General features: G+C 67.3%; 22 protein-coding genes and 1 pseudogene. 12 read left to right on the top strand and 11 right to left on the bottom strand.

Annotated features, from left to right (window positions below; translation table 11 throughout):
- Positions 1–232 precede the first annotated feature (232 nt).
- A complete protein-coding gene (locus NK1_RS35325) occupies positions 233–1,291 on the bottom strand; it encodes a helix-turn-helix domain-containing protein (RefSeq protein WP_218023057.1) in 1,059 nt (352 codons plus the stop codon).
- Positions 1,292–1,532: 241 nt separating this feature from the next.
- Between NK1_RS35325 and NK1_RS05360 the strand changes: the two genes are divergently transcribed.
- The 8 genes and pseudogenes from NK1_RS05360 to NK1_RS05345 all read left to right on the top strand — a co-directional run bounded on the left by NK1_RS05360 (position 1,533) and on the right by NK1_RS05345 (position 6,345).
- Positions 1,533–1,835: a hypothetical protein gene (locus NK1_RS05360; RefSeq protein WP_063007442.1), complete on the top strand. Its 303-nt coding sequence runs from the start codon at positions 1,533–1,535 to the stop codon at positions 1,833–1,835.
- A 178-nt stretch (positions 1,836–2,013) separates the two neighbouring features.
- The gene (locus tag NK1_RS34215; RefSeq protein WP_157104088.1) at positions 2,014–2,244 is read left to right on the top strand and encodes a hypothetical protein; all 231 of its coding nucleotides are present in this window, start codon (positions 2,014–2,016) and stop codon (positions 2,242–2,244) included.
- Complete coding sequence (locus tag NK1_RS34210) at positions 2,241–2,396, top strand: hypothetical protein (protein WP_157104087.1); 156 nt, start codon at positions 2,241–2,243, stop codon at positions 2,394–2,396. Before NK1_RS34215 ends, NK1_RS34210 begins: the two co-directional genes overlap by 4 nt.
- A 22-nt stretch (positions 2,397–2,418) precedes the next feature.
- Positions 2,419–2,868, top strand: coding sequence for a hypothetical protein (locus tag NK1_RS35320; protein ID WP_218023056.1), 450 nt, complete (start codon positions 2,419–2,421; stop codon positions 2,866–2,868).
- 5 nt (positions 2,869–2,873) lie between these two features.
- Positions 2,874–3,812, top strand: a complete 939-nt coding sequence (locus NK1_RS05355) for a hypothetical protein (protein ID WP_218023055.1) — start codon at positions 2,874–2,876, stop codon at positions 3,810–3,812.
- Between the two features lie 6 nt (positions 3,813–3,818).
- A complete protein-coding gene (cyaB, locus tag NK1_RS05350) occupies positions 3,819–4,385 on the top strand; it encodes a class IV adenylate cyclase (protein WP_063007441.1) in 567 nt (188 codons plus the stop codon).
- Positions 4,386–4,498: 113 nt separating this feature from the next.
- Positions 4,499–4,675: pseudogene (locus tag NK1_RS34205) on the top strand (IMP dehydrogenase); the annotation flags it as partial.
- A 116-nt stretch (positions 4,676–4,791) separates the two neighbouring features.
- On the top strand, positions 4,792–6,345 hold the full coding sequence (locus NK1_RS05345) for a succinic semialdehyde dehydrogenase (RefSeq protein ID WP_036501313.1): 1,554 nt from the start codon (positions 4,792–4,794) through the stop codon (positions 6,343–6,345).
- 43 nt (positions 6,346–6,388) lie between these two features.
- Here the strand turns inward: NK1_RS05345 and NK1_RS05340 are convergent, their stop codons facing one another.
- Positions 6,389–6,724 (bottom strand): hypothetical protein, encoded by a 336-nt coding sequence (locus NK1_RS05340; RefSeq protein ID WP_063007440.1) that lies wholly within the window; start codon positions 6,722–6,724, stop codon positions 6,389–6,391.
- Between the two features lie 207 nt (positions 6,725–6,931).
- Between NK1_RS05340 and NK1_RS05335 the strand changes: the two genes are divergently transcribed.
- Positions 6,932–7,576, top strand: coding sequence for a M50 family metallopeptidase (locus NK1_RS05335; RefSeq protein WP_245660357.1), 645 nt, complete (start codon positions 6,932–6,934; stop codon positions 7,574–7,576).
- Here NK1_RS05335 and NK1_RS05330 read toward each other — a convergent pair.
- The 4 genes from NK1_RS05330 to NK1_RS05315 all read right to left on the bottom strand — a co-directional run bounded on the left by NK1_RS05330 (position 7,564) and on the right by NK1_RS05315 (position 10,348).
- Entirely contained in the window at positions 7,564–8,355 is a 792-nt protein-coding gene (locus tag NK1_RS05330; RefSeq protein WP_063007439.1) for a tetratricopeptide repeat protein, read from the bottom strand. The two genes, NK1_RS05335 and NK1_RS05330, sit on opposite strands and share 13 nt — an antisense overlap.
- Before the next feature lie 94 nt (positions 8,356–8,449).
- Positions 8,450–8,656 carry a hypothetical protein gene (locus NK1_RS05325; RefSeq protein WP_063007438.1) on the bottom strand — a complete coding sequence of 69 codons (207 nt, stop codon included), beginning with the start codon at positions 8,654–8,656 and terminating at the stop codon, positions 8,450–8,452.
- 26 nt (positions 8,657–8,682) lie between these two features.
- Entirely contained in the window at positions 8,683–9,600 is a 918-nt protein-coding gene (locus NK1_RS05320; protein ID WP_063007437.1) for a DAPG hydrolase family protein, read from the bottom strand.
- A gap of 205 nt (positions 9,601–9,805) precedes the next feature.
- Positions 9,806–10,348: a DUF8020 domain-containing protein gene (locus NK1_RS05315; protein WP_063007544.1), complete on the bottom strand. Its 543-nt coding sequence runs from the start codon at positions 10,346–10,348 to the stop codon at positions 9,806–9,808.
- A 438-nt stretch (positions 10,349–10,786) separates the two neighbouring features.
- Here NK1_RS05315 and NK1_RS36005 point away from each other — a divergent pair, with 438 nt between their 5' ends.
- Together NK1_RS36005 and NK1_RS05305 are read left to right on the top strand one after the other, a co-directional pair.
- Entirely contained in the window at positions 10,787–11,941 is a 1,155-nt protein-coding gene (locus NK1_RS36005) for a PucR family transcriptional regulator (protein ID WP_063007436.1), read from the top strand.
- Between the two features lie 125 nt (positions 11,942–12,066).
- A complete protein-coding gene (locus NK1_RS05305; protein WP_157104086.1) occupies positions 12,067–13,080 on the top strand; it encodes an Acg family FMN-binding oxidoreductase in 1,014 nt (337 codons plus the stop codon).
- Positions 13,081–13,093: 13 nt separating this feature from the next.
- Here the strand turns inward: NK1_RS05305 and NK1_RS05300 are convergent, their stop codons facing one another.
- The 5 genes from NK1_RS05300 to NK1_RS05280 form a co-directional block, all read right to left on the bottom strand.
- A complete protein-coding gene (locus tag NK1_RS05300) occupies positions 13,094–14,128 on the bottom strand; it encodes a phosphotransferase family protein (RefSeq protein WP_063007434.1) in 1,035 nt (344 codons plus the stop codon).
- Positions 14,125–14,895: an SDR family oxidoreductase gene (locus NK1_RS05295; RefSeq protein ID WP_063007433.1), complete on the bottom strand. Its 771-nt coding sequence runs from the start codon at positions 14,893–14,895 to the stop codon at positions 14,125–14,127. The genes NK1_RS05300 and NK1_RS05295 overlap by 4 nt, the downstream gene beginning before the upstream one ends.
- Before the next feature lies 1 nt (position 14,896).
- Positions 14,897–16,120: an acyl-CoA dehydrogenase family protein gene (locus NK1_RS05290; protein WP_063007432.1), complete on the bottom strand. Its 1,224-nt coding sequence runs from the start codon at positions 16,118–16,120 to the stop codon at positions 14,897–14,899.
- A gap of 37 nt (positions 16,121–16,157) precedes the next feature.
- Positions 16,158–16,976 carry an SDR family oxidoreductase gene (locus tag NK1_RS05285; RefSeq protein WP_063007431.1) on the bottom strand — a complete coding sequence of 273 codons (819 nt, stop codon included), beginning with the start codon at positions 16,974–16,976 and terminating at the stop codon, positions 16,158–16,160.
- Between the two features lie 137 nt (positions 16,977–17,113).
- On the bottom strand, positions 17,114–17,752 hold the full coding sequence (locus NK1_RS05280; RefSeq protein WP_036501446.1) for a TetR/AcrR family transcriptional regulator: 639 nt from the start codon (positions 17,750–17,752) through the stop codon (positions 17,114–17,116).
- Positions 17,753–17,895: 143 nt separating this feature from the next.
- Here NK1_RS05280 and NK1_RS05275 point away from each other — a divergent pair, with 143 nt between their 5' ends.
- Positions 17,896–19,809, top strand: coding sequence for a vWA domain-containing protein (locus NK1_RS05275; RefSeq protein ID WP_063007543.1), 1,914 nt, complete (start codon positions 17,896–17,898; stop codon positions 19,807–19,809).
- The last annotated feature ends 2 nt before the right edge of the window (positions 19,810–19,811 follow it).

The raw sequence follows: 19,811 nt of genomic DNA, 5'->3' as shown, positions 1-19,811 counted from the left end.
AAGCCTCGTGCCCGAGCCGTGCCGCCTCGTCCAACTCGCCTTGGAGTAAACGCGCCTCTACAACCCCCAGTTTGTCCAGGGCCGAGCTTCGCAACCGTCCTGGCACCCTCGACTCGATTGCATGCTCGATTTCACACGCAGCCTCTGCAGCGAAACTCGAGTCGTGGCGAGCCAACTCGAGCAGCCTTCCGCCCAACGTCCCAGAAAGCTCGGCCGCATCGAAGTACCGAATTCAGTACGGATCACTGTCGGCGTCGGCGCGGGCAAATGCCCCATACGCCTTATCGCATGCCCGGCGGAATGCCGACGGTCGCTCGAGCTTCCCGTACGCCCACGCCTCGCGGGTGTACAGCATCGCCTGCACCGTTGGCGTCACCACATCACCGAATTCGTCCTGCGCCAGCCGGATAATCTCCAGCGCATCCATCGCGCGCTGATGTTCGAGATCCCTGCGCCTGGATACTGTGCCGTAATGGTCCAGAGACAGAAGCTGTCTGGCCATACCTGCCATCGCGTTCGCGCACAGAGCCGGATCGTCCGCAGCTTTCGCCGCCCCCACAGCCAGCATGTAGTACTCCTGGGCCGCCGTCTGCAGCCCTGAATCCCAGGACATCGTCGCTGCCGTTTCGGCAAGCAATGCCAATACACGCCGCAGTCGGCGCCGGATCTCTGCTGGATGGCTGTCTTGCAGCAGTTCATTGACCTCGCTCAATTGGCCGACCACGGCCTTTCGGCGCAACCCGCCGCCGAATTGGTCGTCCCACTCGCGAAACATCTGCGCCGCGTTCTCCAGCTGCTCGACCTCTTGTAAGCCGATAATGCCGCGGCCTATGGCGGCCATCGGCTCGTCGCTTACGCGCTGTAGCCACTGTTCCAGCGGTTCGATCAGCTTCGCACCGACCACCACGCCGATCAGGGCGCGGGTTGCCTGGCGTCGGTCCAACATCAAATCTCTCCTGGTCAGTTCTCCCGTCACGGTGGCGCAATCAGTACTCCACGATGTCGGATCCCACTCGGCGACATCCATGCTCTTTCCGGCAACGCCAGGTGCAGGGGTTGCGACCTGTTGGCGTCTCGCATAAAACTGCCCGCGTTGTTCCGGGGTAGCGCCGTCCAGCAGTGTCGTCATCAGACCGGCGTAAAACTCGTCCAGTCGGATTGTTGTCCCTCGGTTGGCCCATTTCTTCACTGTCTGTATATGAATCCCGAGCCGGTCGGCGAATCGCTTCTGCGGAAGTCCCAGGGCTTTCCGCAACGCGGTTGCGTCGGCACCTGTCCACGTGACATGCATACCCAATCCTGGCCCCTTGGTGCTGGGTGCGTATACCACCGTGAACCCAGCGTATACCGCCATGTACCGCGTGGACCTTCTGTCGCGGGATTCCCCGAGGCACGCTCGATTCCAGCTTCCGAGGCCCAATGCCGCAGCCCCACAAGGGGTTCCGGTGCCGATCGAGTCCATAGCTTTGAATCCGTCGGCGCGCAGGGTATCGGGAGCGTCCATCCGGCCGACACACAAACCGAAGGTTTCGATGCTGACGACATCACTCCTGATCGGCGGTCTCGCCGCCGTACTGATAGGGCTGACCGCTGCCGCCTACCTCATGCCTGCACGACCGCGTCCCACCACATCCGACGGCGACGACCCGCGGGATCCGGAGTATCCACACCACGCACCCCTGATGCTGTTCACCGAGGACCAAGCGCACCGGGAGATGCAACTCCACCGCGAGTGCCGCCGTGGTGATTGTGCACGCAAGGACGCGGCCTGGATGGTCCTGGTCGACGCGGGCCGCATCCACCCGCGTGTGCCCCTCATCGGAGGCGTTCGGTGAGCCCGAGTGCCGCACATCAGCTCGGGCAGTCGGACGTCGTTCATCGGTTCTGTGAAGATTGCCCAGCCCCGATCGACAGCCTGGCAGAGGCTCGTCGGGTTCTGACCGTTCACGCCGATCATGGGGCGCGATGCCCGCAGTACCTGGCCGCCCTGTCGCGGACATCGGAGGTGACGGCGTGAACGCCACCATCGACGACGACTGGTGCGACTGGTGCGCGCTCGAGATCCCAGGCGCACCGCTTCGCGTGGACGGTCGGGTCTTCTGCACTTCAATGTGTCTCGACGCATACCGCAATCGTTGCGGCTCCTCCGCCGTGATCGACATCCCGCAGCGTCGCGTCCCGGATGCCGGCTCCGAAACCGCTGACAGGTCGGCACGGTTGGAAGCCGAGGGGCCGTCGCGATGACCGAGCAACTTCCACGCCGCACGCCCGGTGAATTCGGGTTTCTTCGCTATCCCACCACGCTGGCGTCCGCAGCGCTGCTGATCCGCGTCGCACAAGGGCTCGATGAATGGAGCGAAGGTGACCGGCACGAATCCCGGCGCCAGGAGCCGTAGCTCCGCCTCGAGATTCCCCTGCATGTTCTCAGTTCAGGAAGAGCCGATGACTACACTAAATTCTTTTGCCCATCAACAGAAATCGGATGCGTTCTACCTCGACATCGCCGCGAACGATCACGGCGACGAGAAAGGCGCACTCGTCCACCATGCCGTCACACGTCTGCAGACGGCCGACCCTGACCTGGTCGAAATCGGACCTGGTGGGGGCGCGGCCGTCCGATACCTCGCCTCGAGACTCACCGCCGACAGTCGGGCACGGCTCACGTTGATCGAGGCCCCTGGGGTGACCTCGCATTCGCTGGGAGAGGCCATGGAAGCGTTCGCGGCTGTGGGCACCTGTCATCTTGTCCAAGGCTGGGCCAAAGACCTTTCCACACTGATCACCGACCCTGTAGATGTGATCAGCGCCTCGGCGCTCATGCACGAGGTGTACTCCTATGGGGTGCGTACACGGGGCTTCACACGATGATGCGGGTGCTTCCGACCGTGATCCGGCATTACGGATTCTTCGTCTACCGTGACGTTTATGCCGTCGACGCGCCGACCCTGCACGAACGTGTCGTGCATTGCTACAGCTCGCAATCCTGGCTGCAGTTCCTGCGGATGTTCATACCTCACTACCTCGTCGAAGGCGCGCATCCCTACCATCACCACGACGATGAGGTCGTCGCGCGACAGAACTCGCGGATAGTGCCCGTCGCCGAGCTCGATACCAACGTCTGCGCCGTCATCGAGGCACCGGTCGGGGTGTTCCGGGAGGTGCAGCGCCACTACCTCACCCTGCGTGACCATGTCTGGCGGTCCGGGATACTCGGGTTCAAGCCGATACTGGACGGCGAGCTGTCGATGGACTGGGTTGATTTCCGTTCCGGTCACAAGCGCGTTCACTACACCCTCACGGACTCGGAAATGGTCTCTCCGCATCCGCCTGCGCTGCTCGCAGTCAGTGAACGGTACAGCGACCATTACGTGATCGATGGCGACATCTTCGATGCTGTCACCGACGCCGCACTCATGGCATTCCTCTCCAGTGCCGAACTCGTCGACTCCCGATGCGAACCGACATGGCGCGGATGGCTGGCACGCGAAGGCCATGAGACTTACGCGTATCTGACCGCGGACGACCTACTCACCGCGTTCGCCGTGAACTCGCTGGAAGGTCGGCCGAATCAAGACACGGTGTTGATGCCGGTCTCCGTAGAGGACGTGTTCACGCGAGATCGCCTCTACTACAATCGTTTTCTCGCCAAGCGGCTTGCGAATCCGCTGGTCGACGCGAAACAGCTGATCTTGTTTCAAAACATCCCGACCCACGACACCCACACCATGCAACGAGCGCTGGCCACGCTGCAACAGCTGTGCTCCAAGCCCAACGTCGCCCGGCTGCACACTGCCATCCATTGGAAAGGCTGAACCCCGATGAATGTGATCGAGGTCGAGCGCAAACGCGCCCTCACCGATGCTCCCTCCCTGCGCGACCGGCTCATCGCGCTGGGTTACCGCGAGAACGCCCGAGTCATCGAGACCGACGTCTACTACAGCAGGCCCGATGTGGATTACATGCAGACTGTCGAATGCCTTCGAGTACGCCGCCGTGGCGACTTCTGCGAGATCACCTACAAACCGCCGTCGGATTCCGGCACTCACGGCGCGAGCCACATCATCGCCAAACGTGAAATCAATGTCGCTCTTGCAGGAATCGCGGACAGCGAGGCGGCACGCGCACTGCTCGAGGCTGTCGGGATGCGAGAACTCGCGGTCGTGGAGAAGAATCGGTACGTATTCCGCCATCCCGACCGTGAGGACACAGTGGTTGCTCTCGATAGTGTCACCGGTGCAGGCGAATTCGTCGAAACCGAAGTCTGCGCGAGCGACCCGCACGACGCGGCCACGCACCTCGAGCAGGTCGAGTTAGAGCTGAGTATCGATACATTGCCGGTTGTCACGCTGCCATACCGCGACCTGGTGATGATGGCTGCGCGATGACGGTTGACCCGGGCCATCTTCCCCACGGCCGGCCCATCGCCGTCGTTCGCATTGCCAGCGCGCCAGCGGGAAGATCACCTCGATGATCCTGGCCTCGAGCGGCGAGGAAGCCCCTGCACGGCGGACGCGCCCCGGTGCGGCGCTTCCTGCCCGAACTGATCCGGCTGATCTGGGACCGCACGATCGACCCGGGCAAGGTCTTCGACCTCACGCTTCCGCTCGGCGACGCCGCCGAAGGCTACCGGGCCATGGACGAACGCCGCGCCGTCAAGGCCTTGCTGCCCCTGTGAGCCGCCGGGCTCGAGGACGTCGCACAATATCCGTCCCAGGGCGGAGATATGCCCGTGCGGCGCGCGGTAGATTATGTGTATCGGAGGGTTACATTACTCACAAGTAGGAGGCGACGATGCCCGTGCCGGAAGCTGCGGTGTTCGAGCGTCTGCGGGCGTTCGCGTCCGTTGACGGTTCCCGTGAGCACGCGAACAAGACCATCGCCGAGACGTTCACCGGGCGGCCGCTGGGCGAGGTGCCGGTGGGAACCGCCGACGATGTGAGCGCCGCGTTCATCCGCGCCCGCGCCGCCCAGGCAGAGTGGGCGAAACGTACGCCCAAGGAGCGGGCGGCGGTGCTGGAACGCTTCCGCGAACTGATCATCAGCGAACGCGACTATCTGATGGACGTCATCCAGGCCGAAACCGGTAAGGCGCGGTGGGCGGCGCAGGAAGAGATCCTGGGCATGATGTTCGCGGCCCGCTACTTCTCGCGCGTGGCGCCGAAGCTGCTGGCGCCGCATTCGGTGCCGGGGGCGTTCCCGGTGCTGAATCGCGCGCAGGTGCGCACCCAGCCCAAGGGCGTGGTCGGCGTCATCGCGCCGTGGAACTATCCGATGGTGCTGTCGATCGGCGATGCGATCCCGGCGCTGCTGGCCGGCAACGCGGTCGTCGTGAAACCCGACAGCCAGACCCCGTTCTCGTCGCTGGCAAGCGTAGAACTGCTGCTGCGCGCGGGTCTGCCCCGCGATGTGCTGCAGGTGATTCCGGGCCCGGGCGGCGTGGTCGGCACCGCGATCGTCGACCAGTGCGACTACCTGATGTTCACCGGCTCCTCGGCCACCGGGCGCGAGCTGGCACAGCAGTGCGGTAAGCGGCTGATCGGATTCTCGGCCGAACTCGGCGGGAAGAATCCGATGATCGTGACTCGCGGCGCGAATCTGGACAAGGTCGCCAAGGCCGCCGTGCGCGCCTGCTTCTCCAACGCCGGCCAGCTGTGTATCTCGATCGAGCGGATCTACGTCGAGCAGTCGATCGCGGCGGAGTTCAGCGAGAAGTTCGTGAAGGCGGTCGGCGCCGCGAAACTCGGTGCGGCCTACGACTTCTCGACCGATATCGGCAGCCTGATCTCGCCGGCGCAGCTCGAGACGGTCACCAAGCACGTCGCCGACGCTACGTCCAAGGGCGCCGAAATTCTCGCCGGCGGCAACGCCCGGCCCGATCTGGGTCCGCTGTTCTTCGAGCCGACGGTTCTGAGCAAGGTCACCGACGAGATGGAATGCGGCCGCAACGAAACCTTCGGCCCGCTGGTTTCGATCTATCCGGTTGCCGACGTCGAGGAGGCGATCGCCCGCGCCAACGACACCGAATACGGGCTCAACGCCAGCGTGTGGGCGAGCAGCGCGTCCGAGGGGCAGGCCATCGCGGCCCGGCTGCGGACCGGAACCGTCTGTGTCGACGAGGGTTACGCACCGGCGTGGGGGAGCACCGGCGCCCCGATGGGCGGTATGGGGATCTCCGGGGTCGGTCGCCGCCACGGTCCCGACGGACTGCTGAAGTTCACCGAACCGCAGACGGTGGTCGTCACCCGCGGAATGAATCTGGATGCGCCGCTGGGCATTCCGCAGTCGAAGTGGCAGGCGTTGCTGATGACGCTGGCGCGCAGCTTCCGCTTCCTGCCCGGGCGCTGAGCCGGTCGGGTCGGTCACCCGCAGCGGTGACCGACCCGCGCGCTCACTGATTGAAGAAGATTCCGGTCAGATTCGCGTTCTTGATCGGAGTATCGGCGTTGCGCTGGTTGGCGCACAGGAAATCGACCGCCGTCATGGTGGCGTCGACCTGGGTGCCGGCGGGTTCATGATCGTTGTTCGTCTGCTGTTTCACGAATTTGGTGATCGTGACCCGCTTGGTGTCGGCGTCCTGTTTGACATAGTCGCTGCACGGGGTGTCGCCACCCTTGTTGATCGCACGCTGCACGTCCGAGCATCCGCTCAGCAGGCCCGCGGTCACCGTGGCCGCCGCGATCGTGCCGAACAGCGCGGCGATGCCGCGATGGGCCCTGGATGTCATCTGTTCTCCTCGTCGAGGCCGCGTGCCGGTCCGATCCCGGCAATTCGACCGCAAGCCTAAGCGTTCACCGGCCGAATACCCCGTCGTATCCGGCCGAATCGGACGGACCGCTACCCTACGGCGGTGCAGCTGTCTCGAACGGCCGATGCGGTGTCGTCGGTAACCGATAGATTGACGACGATATCTCCGCAGCCGCCGATATGGGTCGTGCTGGCGACGGCTGCCGTGGCGGTGGCGGTGGTGCTCTATCGGCCGGTATGGCGAGTGCTGCGGACATGTGTGACGATCGCCCACGAGATCGGCCACGCGGTGGTCGCGATCTGCACGGGCCGCACCCTGAGCGGTATCCGGCTGCATTCGGACACCTCGGGTGTGACCGTATCCCGCGGCAAGCCACGCGGTTTCGGGATGGTGCTGACCACCCTGGCGGGTTATCCGGCTCCCTCGGCGGTCGGGCTCGGGTTCGCGATCCTGCTCGGCACCGGACGCCAGACGATGATGCTGTGGATACTCATCGCGGCGCTGGTGGTGCTGATCGTGGTGATCCGCAACCTGTTCGGCTTCCTCGCCGTGATCTGCGCGGGCGGGGCCGCCTTCGCCGTGTCCTGGTACGGAACAGCGGTGTGGCAGGGCGTCTTCGGCTATGTGGTGACCTGGTTCCTGCTGTTCGGCGGAGTACGCGCGGTGATCGAACTGTGGCAGGTGTCGGTGCGCGGCGACGGGTCCGATGCCGACCAGCTGGCCTGGCTCACGCGCGTTCCGGCGCGGCTGTGGGTCGTCGTATTCGGCCTGCTCACCCTCGCGGCACTGGTGCTGGGTGCGGGGCAGCTGCTCGGGCTTCAGCCGTCCTGAGCCTGCGCGCGCCACCGCCGGGCCGCATCCGGATCACCCCTGCGCTCCAGCACTTCCGCGAGACCCGCCATCGCGCGTGAATCGCCCTGTTCGGCCGCCAGGCGCCACCAGCGTTGCGCCTCGTCGAATTCGCGTGTCCGATAACCGAGTACGCCCAGATCGTAGGCCGCTGCGGTATGTCCCAGATCGGCCGCCTGCCGCCACATCCGCCGGGCCTGGTCGAGGTCGCCGCGAGTGTGCGCCTCCACTCCGAGGTGATAGAGCGTGGAGCGGATGCGGTCCTGCTCGCCGCCGGCGTCGACGGTGACGGTCATCGCGACCACCAATTCGTCGAAATCGGGATCCCCGACTCCTGTGCTGCAGCGCAGCAGCATCGAACCGGCCGCGCCGCGTTCGATGACGAGTCCGTAGTTGCCCGTCCATGATTCGACCGCGCCCGCGGCCGTCATCCAGACCGGGGTGAGGGTGTACGCGGCGGCCGGGCCGGTTCCCGACAGGTGGAGATCGGCCCCCTCGGCGAGGGCATCGCTCCACACGTCGACGCCCGGCAAGCGGTGCCCGCGCAACGTCACGTATCCGTCGATCACCGAAACCCCGATGCCCAGTCCGAGCAATCCCGGCGGCGGTGCCGCGGCGTGCAGCACCAACCGCACCACCGTCGTTTCGGCGCCCAGGCGCTGCGAGTACATCGGGTGGACCGTGACACCACGCCAGCCGACCGGCTCGGTGCCCGGATATCGCTCGGCCAGGGGACGATTCGCCTCACCGGTATCGGCCATCGCGCCGCCTTTCGCCGTAGCCGTAGGGGGAATCGATGCGTTGCCGCGCACACCGTAGTCCCTGCGACCGGAAAATGGTGCCGAACCGTCGGTTTCAGTCCTCGCTGCCGGCGCGCTGCCCCACGAACGCCCGCAATACCGGGTCCGTGGAGACGATGCGGTCGACCTCGTCGCCGCCGGTGCATTCGAACAGTCCGATGGTCACGTGCGCGCCGCGCCTGCCCAGCACTCGCCAGACGCCACCGCTGTCCTGCCAGCGGATCAGCGCGGCAACGGCAGGGGAGGTCGGCGAATCGGGCACCTCACCATTGTGACGGCCGAAACCGTTCAGGCGAATTCGTGGTGCAGCTCGGGCAGGAAGCGAGCGAGGTGGTTCATCTCCTGCCCGCAGTGCAACAGCAGATCGCGCGCGAGGTCGAGCCCGGGCAGGAGGTCGCCGACGTCGGCGGCGGCACCGCGCTGCACCGCACGCGCGGCATGCACCGGATCGACGGTGTGGACTCCGTAGATGCGCAGGTAGAAGCGACTGCGCATCTCGCATCCCCCGGGAATCGGGCGGACCTGGTGAGCCAGCCAGCCCAGATCGACCGGCGCGATGCTGCTGCCGACCCGGCCGAACACCACCGTGTGATCCTCGGGCACGGTGAATCCGTAGGCGACCGGATCGTGGAAGGCGATGGCGAGTTGCTGCAACTTCGGGCCGATGTACTCGTCGACGTAGGAAATGTTGCCGATATACCGCTGCCGGTCCGGCATCGCCGCACCGGTCCGATCGGCCGCCACCTCCGCGTACCGGTGTGCGTCCGGATGCCACAGCTTGTACCGGGCCGATTCGACCAGATGCCACCCGAACCACCAGTCCCACATGGCGGCCGTCACCCGGGGCATCTCGGTCCGCGCCGCCACCCAGACGATTCCGGAATCGGTCTGCCCGTAGCCGGTTTCGATGGGCGCGTATCCGGACGGCCCCAGCTCCGCGGTCAGTGCGGAGAAGGGCGGAATGCGATCCGCCCGGGTGGGCGGACCCGCATACGCCGCCGCGACCGCCGACTGCGGCGGGGCGGTGTGTTCGGTCATGAAATGGGCATACGGCTCGGCGCGGTCCTGTGCGGAGTATCCGCCGTAGCGTGCGTTGTCGGGCCCGTCGGCGCGAGCCAGTGGCGATCGGGCCACGGCGTACGCACCCGCGCCGGCGGCCGCGAGCGTCAGCGCCCGGCGCCGTGACAGGGCCGAAGGTCTCACCATGCGACGAGGCTACTGCGCGGTGCGGCGAGCGGATGCACCGATCGTGGTGGCTCCCAACAGCATTCGTGCACAGCGGCGGGTTTCCGGCTGCGACGACGCGGCGATGATGACTTCTCCCAAGGCGGCCGCACCTCGAGATGGTGCGGCCCACCGCGGGCCGTGCGGGTTCGCCGGGCGAGGGGCCGCACGGCCGCGAGGTTGCCGGCTACGGGGTGGAGTAGCCGATCAGGGCTCCGATCCCGGCACCGATCGGGATGGTGATCAGGGCACCGACGCCCCCGAGGAAGAAGCCCAGGACCGCACCGATTCCGGCACCGACCGCTGCTCCGACACCCGCGTTGTACTGCTTGCGGGCGAGGGTGTCGGAGGCTTCGTCGATGGCCTGCGCGGTGCGCTCGGTCGCCGACTGCGGCGTCAGTGTCAGCGTGCGGCCGGCGTTCTCGATGCGCGGGGTGAGGCCGACGGTTCCGGAGGCCGTGCGCAGGCCGAGCGGAACCGAGGCGACGGCACGACCGGCGGCATCGGTGAGCGTGACCGAATCACCGGTGACGGTGAAGGATCCGGCGTCCACGGTGGTGGTCAGACCGGTGTGATCGGCGGTCGGCGCGGTGACGAAGCCGACGCCCTGTTCGACACCGCGCACCGCGATCTCGGAGGCCGTGGCCGGTGCGGCCTGCACGACGCCGGCGGCCGCGGTGGTGGCGCCGACGGCCAGAAGCGCGGTGGCGGCGAATTTCTTGGCTCTCATGATCTTTCCCCACATTCCGTCGGCCCGGCCGGGCCGACATGTCCCCTGTGGCCGGATCTCGGCCGCTCCCATTCTTACGCAGATACCGCGCCGGTGTTCGGTTTCCGATTCGTGAGCGCCGAAACACGCTCCCGCGCAATGGGTTTGCCTGCAGTTCGCCGAAAAGAGCGCGCTCTGGGTGCTGATTTCGGGCGGGGACGGCGAAGGGTCCGATTGCCGGCCGGATACTGCGATAGTCCGGACCGCCGCTGTGGACCGCCTTCGCCATCGACTCGTCCGACTTCACCATTCGCCTTCGCCCGCACCTGCCGGACCGACTCGTCACTCCCGCGGCGTCGCCGAAAGGGCTCGGAACTGCGCCGATGGTGGTCCTCCGACTCGGCGGCCGGACCGCGACCGCCACCGTTTCCACCTCCGCTGCCCGTATCGTCGACCGATGTGAGCGACGACGACGGTGCGACGCGTCCGCGATTGCGGCCCTCCGTGATCGGCGATCCCGGCGCCTTCGCCGAACACGTCTGCACCCGGCTCCAGCGCGAGATTCCGGCGTACCGGGGGATTGCCGCATCGGCCCTGGTGCCCTCGATCGCCGACGCGGTGGATCGTCTGATCAGCGCCACGTCGGCCGATCGGCCACTCGACGAACAAGAACTCGCCGACTTCCGTGAGTACGGCGCATTGCGTGCCGAACTGGGTTTGCCGCTCGATGCGATGCTGCGCGGATGGCAGATCGTGGTGGGGGAGGTGATCGAACGTATCGGCACCTCCGAACACTGGGCGACCCGGCCGGGCTCGGCACTGATGTCGGTGCTGGCGGCCCTGTTGCGCGCCTCGGACGCGGCCACGGTCGCCTACAGCTCCGGCCATCGCGAGGCCGAGGCACAGATCACCCGCCGTCTCGACACCCGGCGCGACGATATGGTGCGAGCGCTGGCCGAGGGCGCCCTGCCCGCCGGGGAACTGCGCCGCCGCGCGCAATACATCGGGTTGCGCCTCGACGGTGCGTACGCGGCCTTCCGCGCGATCACCGATGAACCGGAGCACACCGAATGGGACTTGCGGCAGCGGCCGGGGTTCCGTCCGCCGCGCGGCGTGGTGGCGATCCTGGACCGCGATGTGGTCGGCATCTGCGATCCGCACGACGATTCGGCGCCCTCGGCCGGAGTATTCCTCGGCGTCGGCCCCGCCTGTCCGCTCGAAGGGGTTCCCCATTCCCTGCGTATCGCCGGCCGGGTCGCCGAGACCGCGCGGCTGTTCGGCCGGCCGGGCCGCCACACCCTCACCGAGCTGGGCGTCCTACCGGCCGTGGTCGGCGACAGCGATGTGGGCGGTGCCCTGCTGCTTCGCTATATCACTCCGCTCGACGATGCCGAGGCCGGCTCGATACTCGACACCGTCGACGCGTATCTCGCGGCGGGTCTCAACGCCAGCGAAACCGGACATCGGCTGTATCTGCACCACAACACGGTCCGCTACCGGTTGTCCCGATTCGAGGAGTTGACCGGGGCGTCGCTGAAGGATCCGCATGTGGCGCAGCAGGTGTGGTGGGCGCTGCGCTATCGGGAGCTGAATTCCGGCGCCGCGGAATCCTGAGCACAGGGTGACAAGTGAGCGCCCCGGGATTTTGTGAACTATTACGAAACTTACCGGCCGTGCCGGCGGTTGATCGATAGAGGGACCGGACGCGGCGGCCGATATCCGCAGGTCACCGTCCCGGCATGTCCGTGCGACGCTCGAAAGGCAGAACCGGCATCATGAGATTCGCCGATCCGTTCACCGCGGTCTTCGCCGACGCTGTGGAGATGGCCGTGCGTGCGCCCTCGGTGCACAACACCCAGCCGTGGCGGTGGTCGCTGCGCGGGGAGACCATCCACCTGCACGCCGACGAGTCCCGGCAGCTGACCGTGACCGATCCGGCGCAGCGAGCACTGCTGCTGAGCTGTGGCGCGGCGCTGCACCACATGCGGGTGGCGCTGGCGATGCTCGGCGGGTCCGCGCAGGTCTCCTACCTTCCCGACGACACCGATCCCGACCACCTCGCGGCGATCACGATGCGCCCGCGCACCCCGTCGGCGCGCGATATCGACCTGGCCGCGGCGATCGCCCATCGGCAGTCCGATCGCCGCCGCTACAGCACCCGCCCGGTGCCGCAGGCGTTCGTGCGTGAGGTGTCCGCCGATGCCCGCGCCTACGGCGCCGCCGCACGGCAGGTGCCGCCGGAGTTGCGCCCGGAACTGGCCGACGCCGCCCGGGTCGCGTCCGTGCGTCACGCCGCCGACCCCGCCTATCTGCACGAGCTGGCGGCCTGGAGCGGGCGGCACGGAACGGCCGACGGTGTCCCGGCCGCGAACACCCCCGCGCCGCGTTCCGACGACGAGATCGCCAAACGCCGGTTCGAGTCGCCGGAGCTGGCTGATCCGGCCACCGAGCCCGAGGCCGCCGAATGGCTGGTGGTGTGCACGACCGGCGACGACCGCCTCGCGCGGTTGCGCGCGGGGGAGGCCGTGAGCGCGTTGCTGTTGTCGGCGACCACGCTGGGCCTGTCGTCGAGTCTGCAGTCCGAACCGCTGGCCATGCCGGATCTGCGCGCCGAGCTGCGCCGCCATGTGCTCGCCGAATGCGCGTATCCGCAGACGATGGTGCGGCTGGGCTGGTTGCCGTCGGGCGCCGCACCGCTGCCGCATACGCCACGGCGGCCGGTCACCGAGGTGATCGCGGCCGCCGTCGCGTAGTGATCGACGCCCGTCAGAGGCCGGCGTCGGCGGCGATCTCGCGGGCGTGGGCGATGATCGCGTCGATGCGTTCGACGGTCGGTGTGCCCGCGGCGGCCTTGTTGCCCGGCGTATCGGCCGCGCGCCGCATGACCCCCTCGGCGATGATCGCCAGTTTCCACAATCCGAGCACATGCCAGAAGGTGAGAGCGTCGCGGTCGCGGCCGGTCTCGTCGAGGTAGGCGCGCGCCATCTCGGCTCGATTCGGGAAACCCGGCAGTGCCGAGGCCGGGAAGTCGCCGCCGATGTCCTCGCCGGGCTCGACCCAGTAGGCGAGCAGGCTGCCCATATCCGCGAGCGGATCGCCGAGGGTGGACAGTTCCCAGTCCAGTGCGGCCACCACCGCGCCGCTGTCTCGCGCGGTGATCACGTTGCGCAAATGGAAGTCACCGTGCACCAGCGTCGTTTCCCGTTGCGGCGGAACCGATTCGGCGAGCCGGCGGGTGAGGTCGTCGAGTTCGGGCACCTCGCGGGTGCGCGACTGCTCCCACTGCCGCGACCACCGATTCAGCTGCCGCTGCGCGTACGGTTTGTGACTGGCCAGATCCACCAGCCCCACCGCCTCGAGATCGACCGCGTGGATGCGCGCCAGTGTGTGGGTCAGGGATTGGGCGATGGCCAGGCGTCGCTGCGGAGTCAGCGACTCCGCGACCTCCATGGTGTCCACGACCTGTCCGTCGACGTATTCCATCAGCACCACCGGTGCGTCACAGACCTCGGAATCGGTGGTGACGGCGATGATTCCGGGCACCGGGACATCGGTACCGGACAGCGCGGACATGATCCGCGACTCGCGCACCACATCATGGGCGGAGGCCAGCAGCCGGCCGAGCGGCGGGCGCCGCAGCACCCAGCGGTGCCCGGCGCCGTCGCGCACCAGATAGGTGAGATTGGACTGGCCGAGACCGATCCGGGTGAAGGTCGGGGCGCCGATCAGCCCGACGCCCAGCCCATCGATCCATCGGGTGATCGCCGCGATATCGATTCCGCGGGGCTGCTCCGGCGTCACGGTGCCGTCCGGAATGCCGCCGGGTGGCCGAGTCGCTGCCCGCCGTCGATGACCATCACCTCGCCGGTGATCCAGTGCGCCGCGTCGGATACCAGGAATGCGATGGCCGACCCGATATCGTCGGGTTCGCCGATCCGGTCCAGGGCGGTCGCCTCCGCCACCAGATTCTCGTGTTCACGCCACAGTGCCTCGGCGAGCTTGGTCCGCACCACGCCGGGCGCGACGGCGTTGACCCGGACCCGTGGGGACAGCTCCAGCGCCATCTGCTTGGTGAGGTGGATGAGCGCCGCCTTGGAGGCGTTGTAGAGGCCGAGATTCGCCTCGAAACCCATACCGCCGATCGAGGCGGTGTTCACGACCGCGCCGCCGTGTTCGCCCATCCATGCCTCGGTCGCCAGCGAGGTCCACAGGATCGGGGCCCACAGGTTGACGTCGAAGATCTTGGCGAACCGGCCGTGGTCCTGATCGATCACCGGGCCGAACGCCGGATTGGTGCCGGCGTTGTTGACCAGGATGTCGACGCTGCCGAACCGCTCGAGGGTGCGGTCGACGCAGGCGCGCGCGGCATCCTCGTCGACGGTGTGCGCGGCGATACCGAGCGCGCTGCCCTGTACCTGTGCGGCCGCGGCGTCGGCCGATTCCTGATCCCGCGAGGTCAGCACCACGTTGGCCCCGGACGCGGCGAGGGCCTGCGCGGTCGCGAGGCCGATACCGCGGGAGGCGCCGGTGACGATCGCGGTGCGGCCGGTCAGATCCGCATTCGCCATATCAGTTGCCCGCCTTCACATCTCGATACTTGCGCAGTTCCTGCCGGGCCAGCGTGCGCTTGTGCACCTCGTCGGGCCCGTCGGCCAGCCGCAGCGTGCGCAGGTGCGCCCAGGCCATGGCGAGCGGGAAGTCGTCGGTGACACCGGCGCCGCCGTGGACCTGGATGGCCCGGTCGACGATCTTCAGCGCGATATTGGGCGCGGCCACCTTGATCGCGGCGATCTCGGTGCGCGCCTCCTTGTTGCCGACGGTGTCCATCAGATAGGCCGCCTTCAGGGTCAGCAGCCGGATCATCTCGATATCGATGCGCGCCTCGGCGATCCAGTCCTGGATATTGGCGTTGGCGGCGATCGGCTTGCCGAAGGTGATGCGCGTGCTCGCGCGCCGGCACATCAATTCCAGTGCGCGCTCGGCCATTCCGATGGCCCGCATGCAGTGGTGGATGCGGCCGGGTCCGAGCCGGGCCTGGCTGATCGCGAACCCCTCACCCTCGCCCTTCAGCACGTCTTTCAGCGGTACCCGGACATTCGCGAAATCGATTTCGGCATGTCCTTCGCGGTCCTGATAGCCGAAGACCGGCAGGCCGCGCAGCACGGTCACACCCGGGGCGTCGATGGGGACGACCATCATCGACTGCTGGCGGTGCGGTGCGGCGTCGGGATCGGTCTTGCCCATCACGATCAGTACGGTGCAGTTCGGGTGCAGCGCGTTGGAGGCGAACCACTTGCGGCCGTTGAGGATGTACTCGTCCCCGTCGCGCACCATCGACAGTTCCACATTGGTGGCATCGGAACTGGCGACCGCGGGTTCGGTCATCGCGAACGCCGAGCGGATCGTGCCGGCCAGCAGCGGCTTCAGGTACTTCTCCTTGTGCTCGTCGGTGCCGAAGAGCGTGAAGACCTCCATATTTCCGGTATCCGGGGCGTTGCAGTTGCACGCCTCCGGGGCCAGGTGGCTGCGGCCCATGATCTCGGCCAGCGGTGCGTATTCGAGGTTGGTCAGACCGGGACCCCATTCCGCGTAGGGGTGGAACAGATTCCACAGACCGCGCCGCTGCGCCTCGGCCTTCAGCTCTTCGAGGACCGGCGGCTGGAAGTGCGGATCACCGGCGGCGCGCATCTGCTCGTCGTAGACGGCCTCGGCGGGGTAGACGTGCGAATCCATGAACTCCAGCAGCTGGGCGCGATACTTCTCGGCCCGCTCGGAGATGTCGAACATCGACATGTGATCTCCTGATCGTTGAAAAATCTGGTGTGCGGCTTCAGTTCTCGTCGAGCAGACTGTGCTGGTAGCGGCGCATGCCGGCCAGCCAGCGGTCGTAGTCGGATCCCTTGCGCCGGTACATCTCGAGCACGCTCGGATGCGGCAGGATCAGGAACTGTTCGGTGTCGATCGCGGCCAGCACCGCGTCGGCGACCTGCGCGGGTTCGAGGACCTCGCCCGCGGCGGTCACCGCCCGGGTCGAGGCCGCGCCGAGCCGGTCGCCGGAGTCGCGACCGGCGTACAGCAGGGGCGTGTCGACCCCCATGGGGCACAGGCAGCTGACTCGAATTCCCTTGTCGCCGTAGGTGACCGACAACCATTCGGCGAAGCCGACGGCGGCGTGTTTGGTCACCGAGTAGGTGGCCGACCCGATCTGGGTGAGCAGTCCGGCCGCCGAGGCGGTGCTGACGAAGTATCCCTCGCCGCGCTCGAGCCACTGCGGCACGAGTTGGGTGGCGGCGCGGATGTGCGCGCGCACGTTGACCTCGAAGGACCGGTCCCAGTCGGCCTCGGCGACCTCGAGCCCGGCCGCACCGGCGATGCCGGCGTTCGCGAAATACAGGTCGACCGGGCCGAACGTCTTCTCCGCCAGCGCGATCAGGCTCGCGATCGCCTCCGGATCGCTGACGTCGGCACCGGCGCTCACGCAGGCGCCGGGATGCTCGGCCGCCACCGCGTCCGCGACGTTCTCGGCGGCGGCCTCGTCGAGATCGGCGACGACGACTCGCGCGCCCGCGGCGGCGAGGCGGCCGGCGAGCGCGCCACCGATACCACCTCCGCCGCCGGTCACGATGGCCACTTTCTGCGCAACCTGCACTGCCGTACCCCTGTCCCTGTCCGTGATGTCACCTCACCGTAGTTGAGGTCGACGTCAAGTTCAATTGCGGGTGTGCGTGGACGCCGCACTCCGCTGTTGTAGCAGGTCCGCGCCGTGCCGCAGGGCGAAACGGCGAGTCAGGACTTGGCCGGGATACGCAGCGCGTTGACCCACAACCGGGTCGCGGTGTAGGTCAGCTCGTCCAGGTCGACCGGACGGTCGGTGTCGTCGCCGCCCACGAAATGCCCGAAGGCCAGACGGCTCACCATCCCGGAGAGAGCGCGCGAGGCGAGGAGGGGATCCAGCTCCGGATCGGCCAGGCCCCGGCGTTGCAGCGATTCGATACTGCGCGCGTTGCGGTCGATGAACGCCTCGGCACGGCGTTGGCGCAGCACCCGGAATTCGGGGTCGATATTGGCGACCTGTTCCAGTAGGCCCATGAGTTTGGCATTGCGCTGATAGGCCTCGAAATAGGCGCGGTTGCTCGCGGCCACGACCGCGGCCGGATCGTCGGCCTCGGGTACATGCGGCATCCCCGGATGCAACATGTCCTCCTGGGCGATCTCCAGGACCGCCGCGAAGATCTCCTCCTTGCTGGAGAAATAGGTATAGAACGTACCGGAGGAGCAATGGGCCGCGGTCGTGATGTCGACCAGCCGGGTGTCGAGATAGCCACTGGTCTCGAAGACCCGGCGGGCGGCGGCGATCAGCGCCGAGCGGGTGCGCAGCCCGCGTTCGGTGGTGGGCAATTCCCGCAGCAGGGAAGTTCGGGCCATCGACGGCGCCGTGTCCGTACTGCGACCATCCTCGCCGAACTTTCCCATGCAGCAGTTATAGCCGACGCGGCCGATTCGGTAGCAGGCAGCCGGATTTGTCGTATTAGGGTCTGTTGATCTTGGAAGTCATCGGAGTGGAGAGTATGTCGAGATTGAGGAAGCTGCTGACGCTCGGGGCGGCCGCGGCGGCGGTTGTGCTCACCGCGGTGCCGGTGCACGCGCAGCAGCAACCCGAATACGCGCCCACGATGCTGGTGCTGGACGCCTCGGGATCCATGCGGGCCCCGGACCCCGGCGGCGGCACGAAACTGGATGCGGCCAAGGCCGCCGTCCACAGTTTCGTCGCCGCGGCCCCACCGCGGTCGAGAGTGGGACTGACGGTGTACGGGACCGGAACCGGATCCTCGGACGCGGAGAAGACCGCCGGATGTGCGGATGTGCGCACGCTGCGCGGCGCCGACATCATCGACAGAGCCGCCGTGAACACCGCCCTCGACGGTATCGAGGCCAGTGGATACACGCCGATCGGCGCCGCGCTGCGGGCGGCCGCCGAAGCGCTTCCGAAGGAGGGCCCGCGTTCGATCGTCCTCGTCTCCGACGGCGAAGACACCTGTGCGCCACCGGATCCCTGTGAGGTCGCCCGGGAACTCGAGCGCCAGGGCGCGAGGATCGTGGTGCACGCCATCGGATTCGGTGTCGACGGGCCCGCGCGCAAACAGCTCACGTGCATCGCGCAGCAGACCGGCGGTACGTACACCGACGCCGCCGACGGCACCTCGCTCGAACGCGTTCTGCCCAGGGTGAGCCAGGCGGCCTTGCGCACCTATACGCCGATCGGCGCACCGATTTCCGGCGCCGCGGCCTATCGGGACGCGCCGATCGCGGCGCCGGGCCAATATCTGGACACGATCGCCCAGCACGAGACGAAGTACTACGCCCTGGACGTGCCGCAGGGGGCGATGGCGTACTTCAGTGCGACGGTTGCCTTCCCGCACGTGCGGCAGAAACAGTCCGGCAACGACAACAGTGTGCTGTACCTGCGGGTCTACGGTGAGGACGGCAAGGACTGCAACGTCTTCGAGTTCGAGCAGGTCGTCAACACCAGTGACGGTGTGGCCCTGACCGTCACCAAGGCGTGGGACGGCGCGACGAAGACCGATTCCGGATCCGACAGCGCCGCGAACGCGTGCCGCGGCGGCGGTCGCTACTACTTCGCACCGGAGTGGCATGGCGTCGCCGACAACATGCCGCAGCAGATGCCCATGGAATTGCTGTTCGGCATCGAACCCTCGGCCGGCGACCCCGGCCCGCCCGCGTCGACCACGAAGACGGCATTCACGCCACCGACCGGCAGTGCCGTCGCGGTGACCGGAGGCGGATCGTTCAATGCCGCAGCCACAGTGGAAGGTTCGGGCAGCTATTCCGACACCCTGCAGCGGGGCGAGTCGGTGTTCTATCGTGTCCCGCTCGGATGGGGGCAGGGTCTCGCCTACCGGGTGAATTTCCTGGATTCCGACAAGCATGGACTCGACGGGCTGTCACGGGTCACGACCACGCTGTACTCGCCGATTCGCACCGAGATCGATCACGACTTCGCCAGCTACAACGGAGAATCCGCGACGATGCCGGCCGGCGATCCGCTGGCCACGCTGCCGGTGCGCTACAGCAATCGCGCGGCCGGGACGGGCAAGGGCGCCGACCAGAGCCTGGCGGGTTGGTACTACATCGCCGTCTCCGTCAGCGCCTCGAATGTCGAAGGACTCGGTGCGCCGGTCCCGATTCGCCTGGATGTGACCGTCGGCGGGACCCCCGAACCCGGACCGCATTACGAATCCACCACGGCAGAGGGCATATTCGGTGAGCACGCGACGAAGTCACCGGACGCCTCGTCCTCGGCGAACAGCGGCGGCGGATCGCAGGCATCGGCCGCCTCGGAATCCGGCGACGGTGTTTCGCCGACGGTCCTCGTCGCCGTCATCGCCGGTGTCGTCCTCCTCGGACTGCTTCTCGGCGCGCTGGTGGTGATACGGAGCCGCCGCAAGAACTCGCACTCCTAGGG

Source organism: Nocardia kruczakiae NBRC 101016, assembly GCF_001612965.1.
Classification (GTDB): domain Bacteria; phylum Actinomycetota; class Actinomycetes; order Mycobacteriales; family Mycobacteriaceae; genus Nocardia; species Nocardia kruczakiae.
Note: the sequence above shows the minus strand (reverse complement) of the source record. Positions and strands in the feature narration are given on the sequence as shown.

Coding starts and splice junctions, on each gene's coding strand:
- NK1_RS35325 (WP_218023057.1), bottom strand. CDS start 1,291: ATGCATGTCACGTGGACAGGTGCCGACGCAACCGCGTTGCGGAAAGCC.
- NK1_RS05360 (WP_063007442.1), top strand. CDS start 1,533: ATGCTGACGACATCACTCCTGATCGGCGGTCTCGCCGCCGTACTGATA.
- NK1_RS34210 (WP_157104087.1), top strand. CDS start 2,241: ATGACCGAGCAACTTCCACGCCGCACGCCCGGTGAATTCGGGTTTCTT.
- NK1_RS35320 (WP_218023056.1), top strand. CDS start 2,419: ATGTTCTCAGTTCAGGAAGAGCCGATGACTACACTAAATTCTTTTGCC.
- cyaB (WP_063007441.1), top strand. CDS start 3,819: ATGAATGTGATCGAGGTCGAGCGCAAACGCGCCCTCACCGATGCTCCC.
- NK1_RS05345 (WP_036501313.1), top strand. CDS start 4,792: ATGCCCGTGCCGGAAGCTGCGGTGTTCGAGCGTCTGCGGGCGTTCGCG.
- NK1_RS05340 (WP_063007440.1), bottom strand. CDS start 6,724: ATGACATCCAGGGCCCATCGCGGCATCGCCGCGCTGTTCGGCACGATC.
- NK1_RS05330 (WP_063007439.1), bottom strand. CDS start 8,355: ATGGCCGATACCGGTGAGGCGAATCGTCCCCTGGCCGAGCGATATCCG.
- NK1_RS05320 (WP_063007437.1), bottom strand. CDS start 9,600: ATGGTGAGACCTTCGGCCCTGTCACGGCGCCGGGCGCTGACGCTCGCG.
- NK1_RS05315 (WP_063007544.1), bottom strand. CDS start 10,348: ATGAGAGCCAAGAAATTCGCCGCCACCGCGCTTCTGGCCGTCGGCGCC.
- NK1_RS05305 (WP_157104086.1), top strand. CDS start 12,067: ATGTCCGTGCGACGCTCGAAAGGCAGAACCGGCATCATGAGATTCGCC.
- NK1_RS05295 (WP_063007433.1), bottom strand. CDS start 14,895: ATGGCGAATGCGGATCTGACCGGCCGCACCGCGATCGTCACCGGCGCC.
- NK1_RS05290 (WP_063007432.1), bottom strand. CDS start 16,120: ATGTCGATGTTCGACATCTCCGAGCGGGCCGAGAAGTATCGCGCCCAG.
- NK1_RS05280 (WP_036501446.1), bottom strand. CDS start 17,752: ATGGCCCGAACTTCCCTGCTGCGGGAATTGCCCACCACCGAACGCGGG.
- NK1_RS05275 (WP_063007543.1), top strand. CDS start 17,896: ATGTCGAGATTGAGGAAGCTGCTGACGCTCGGGGCGGCCGCGGCGGCG.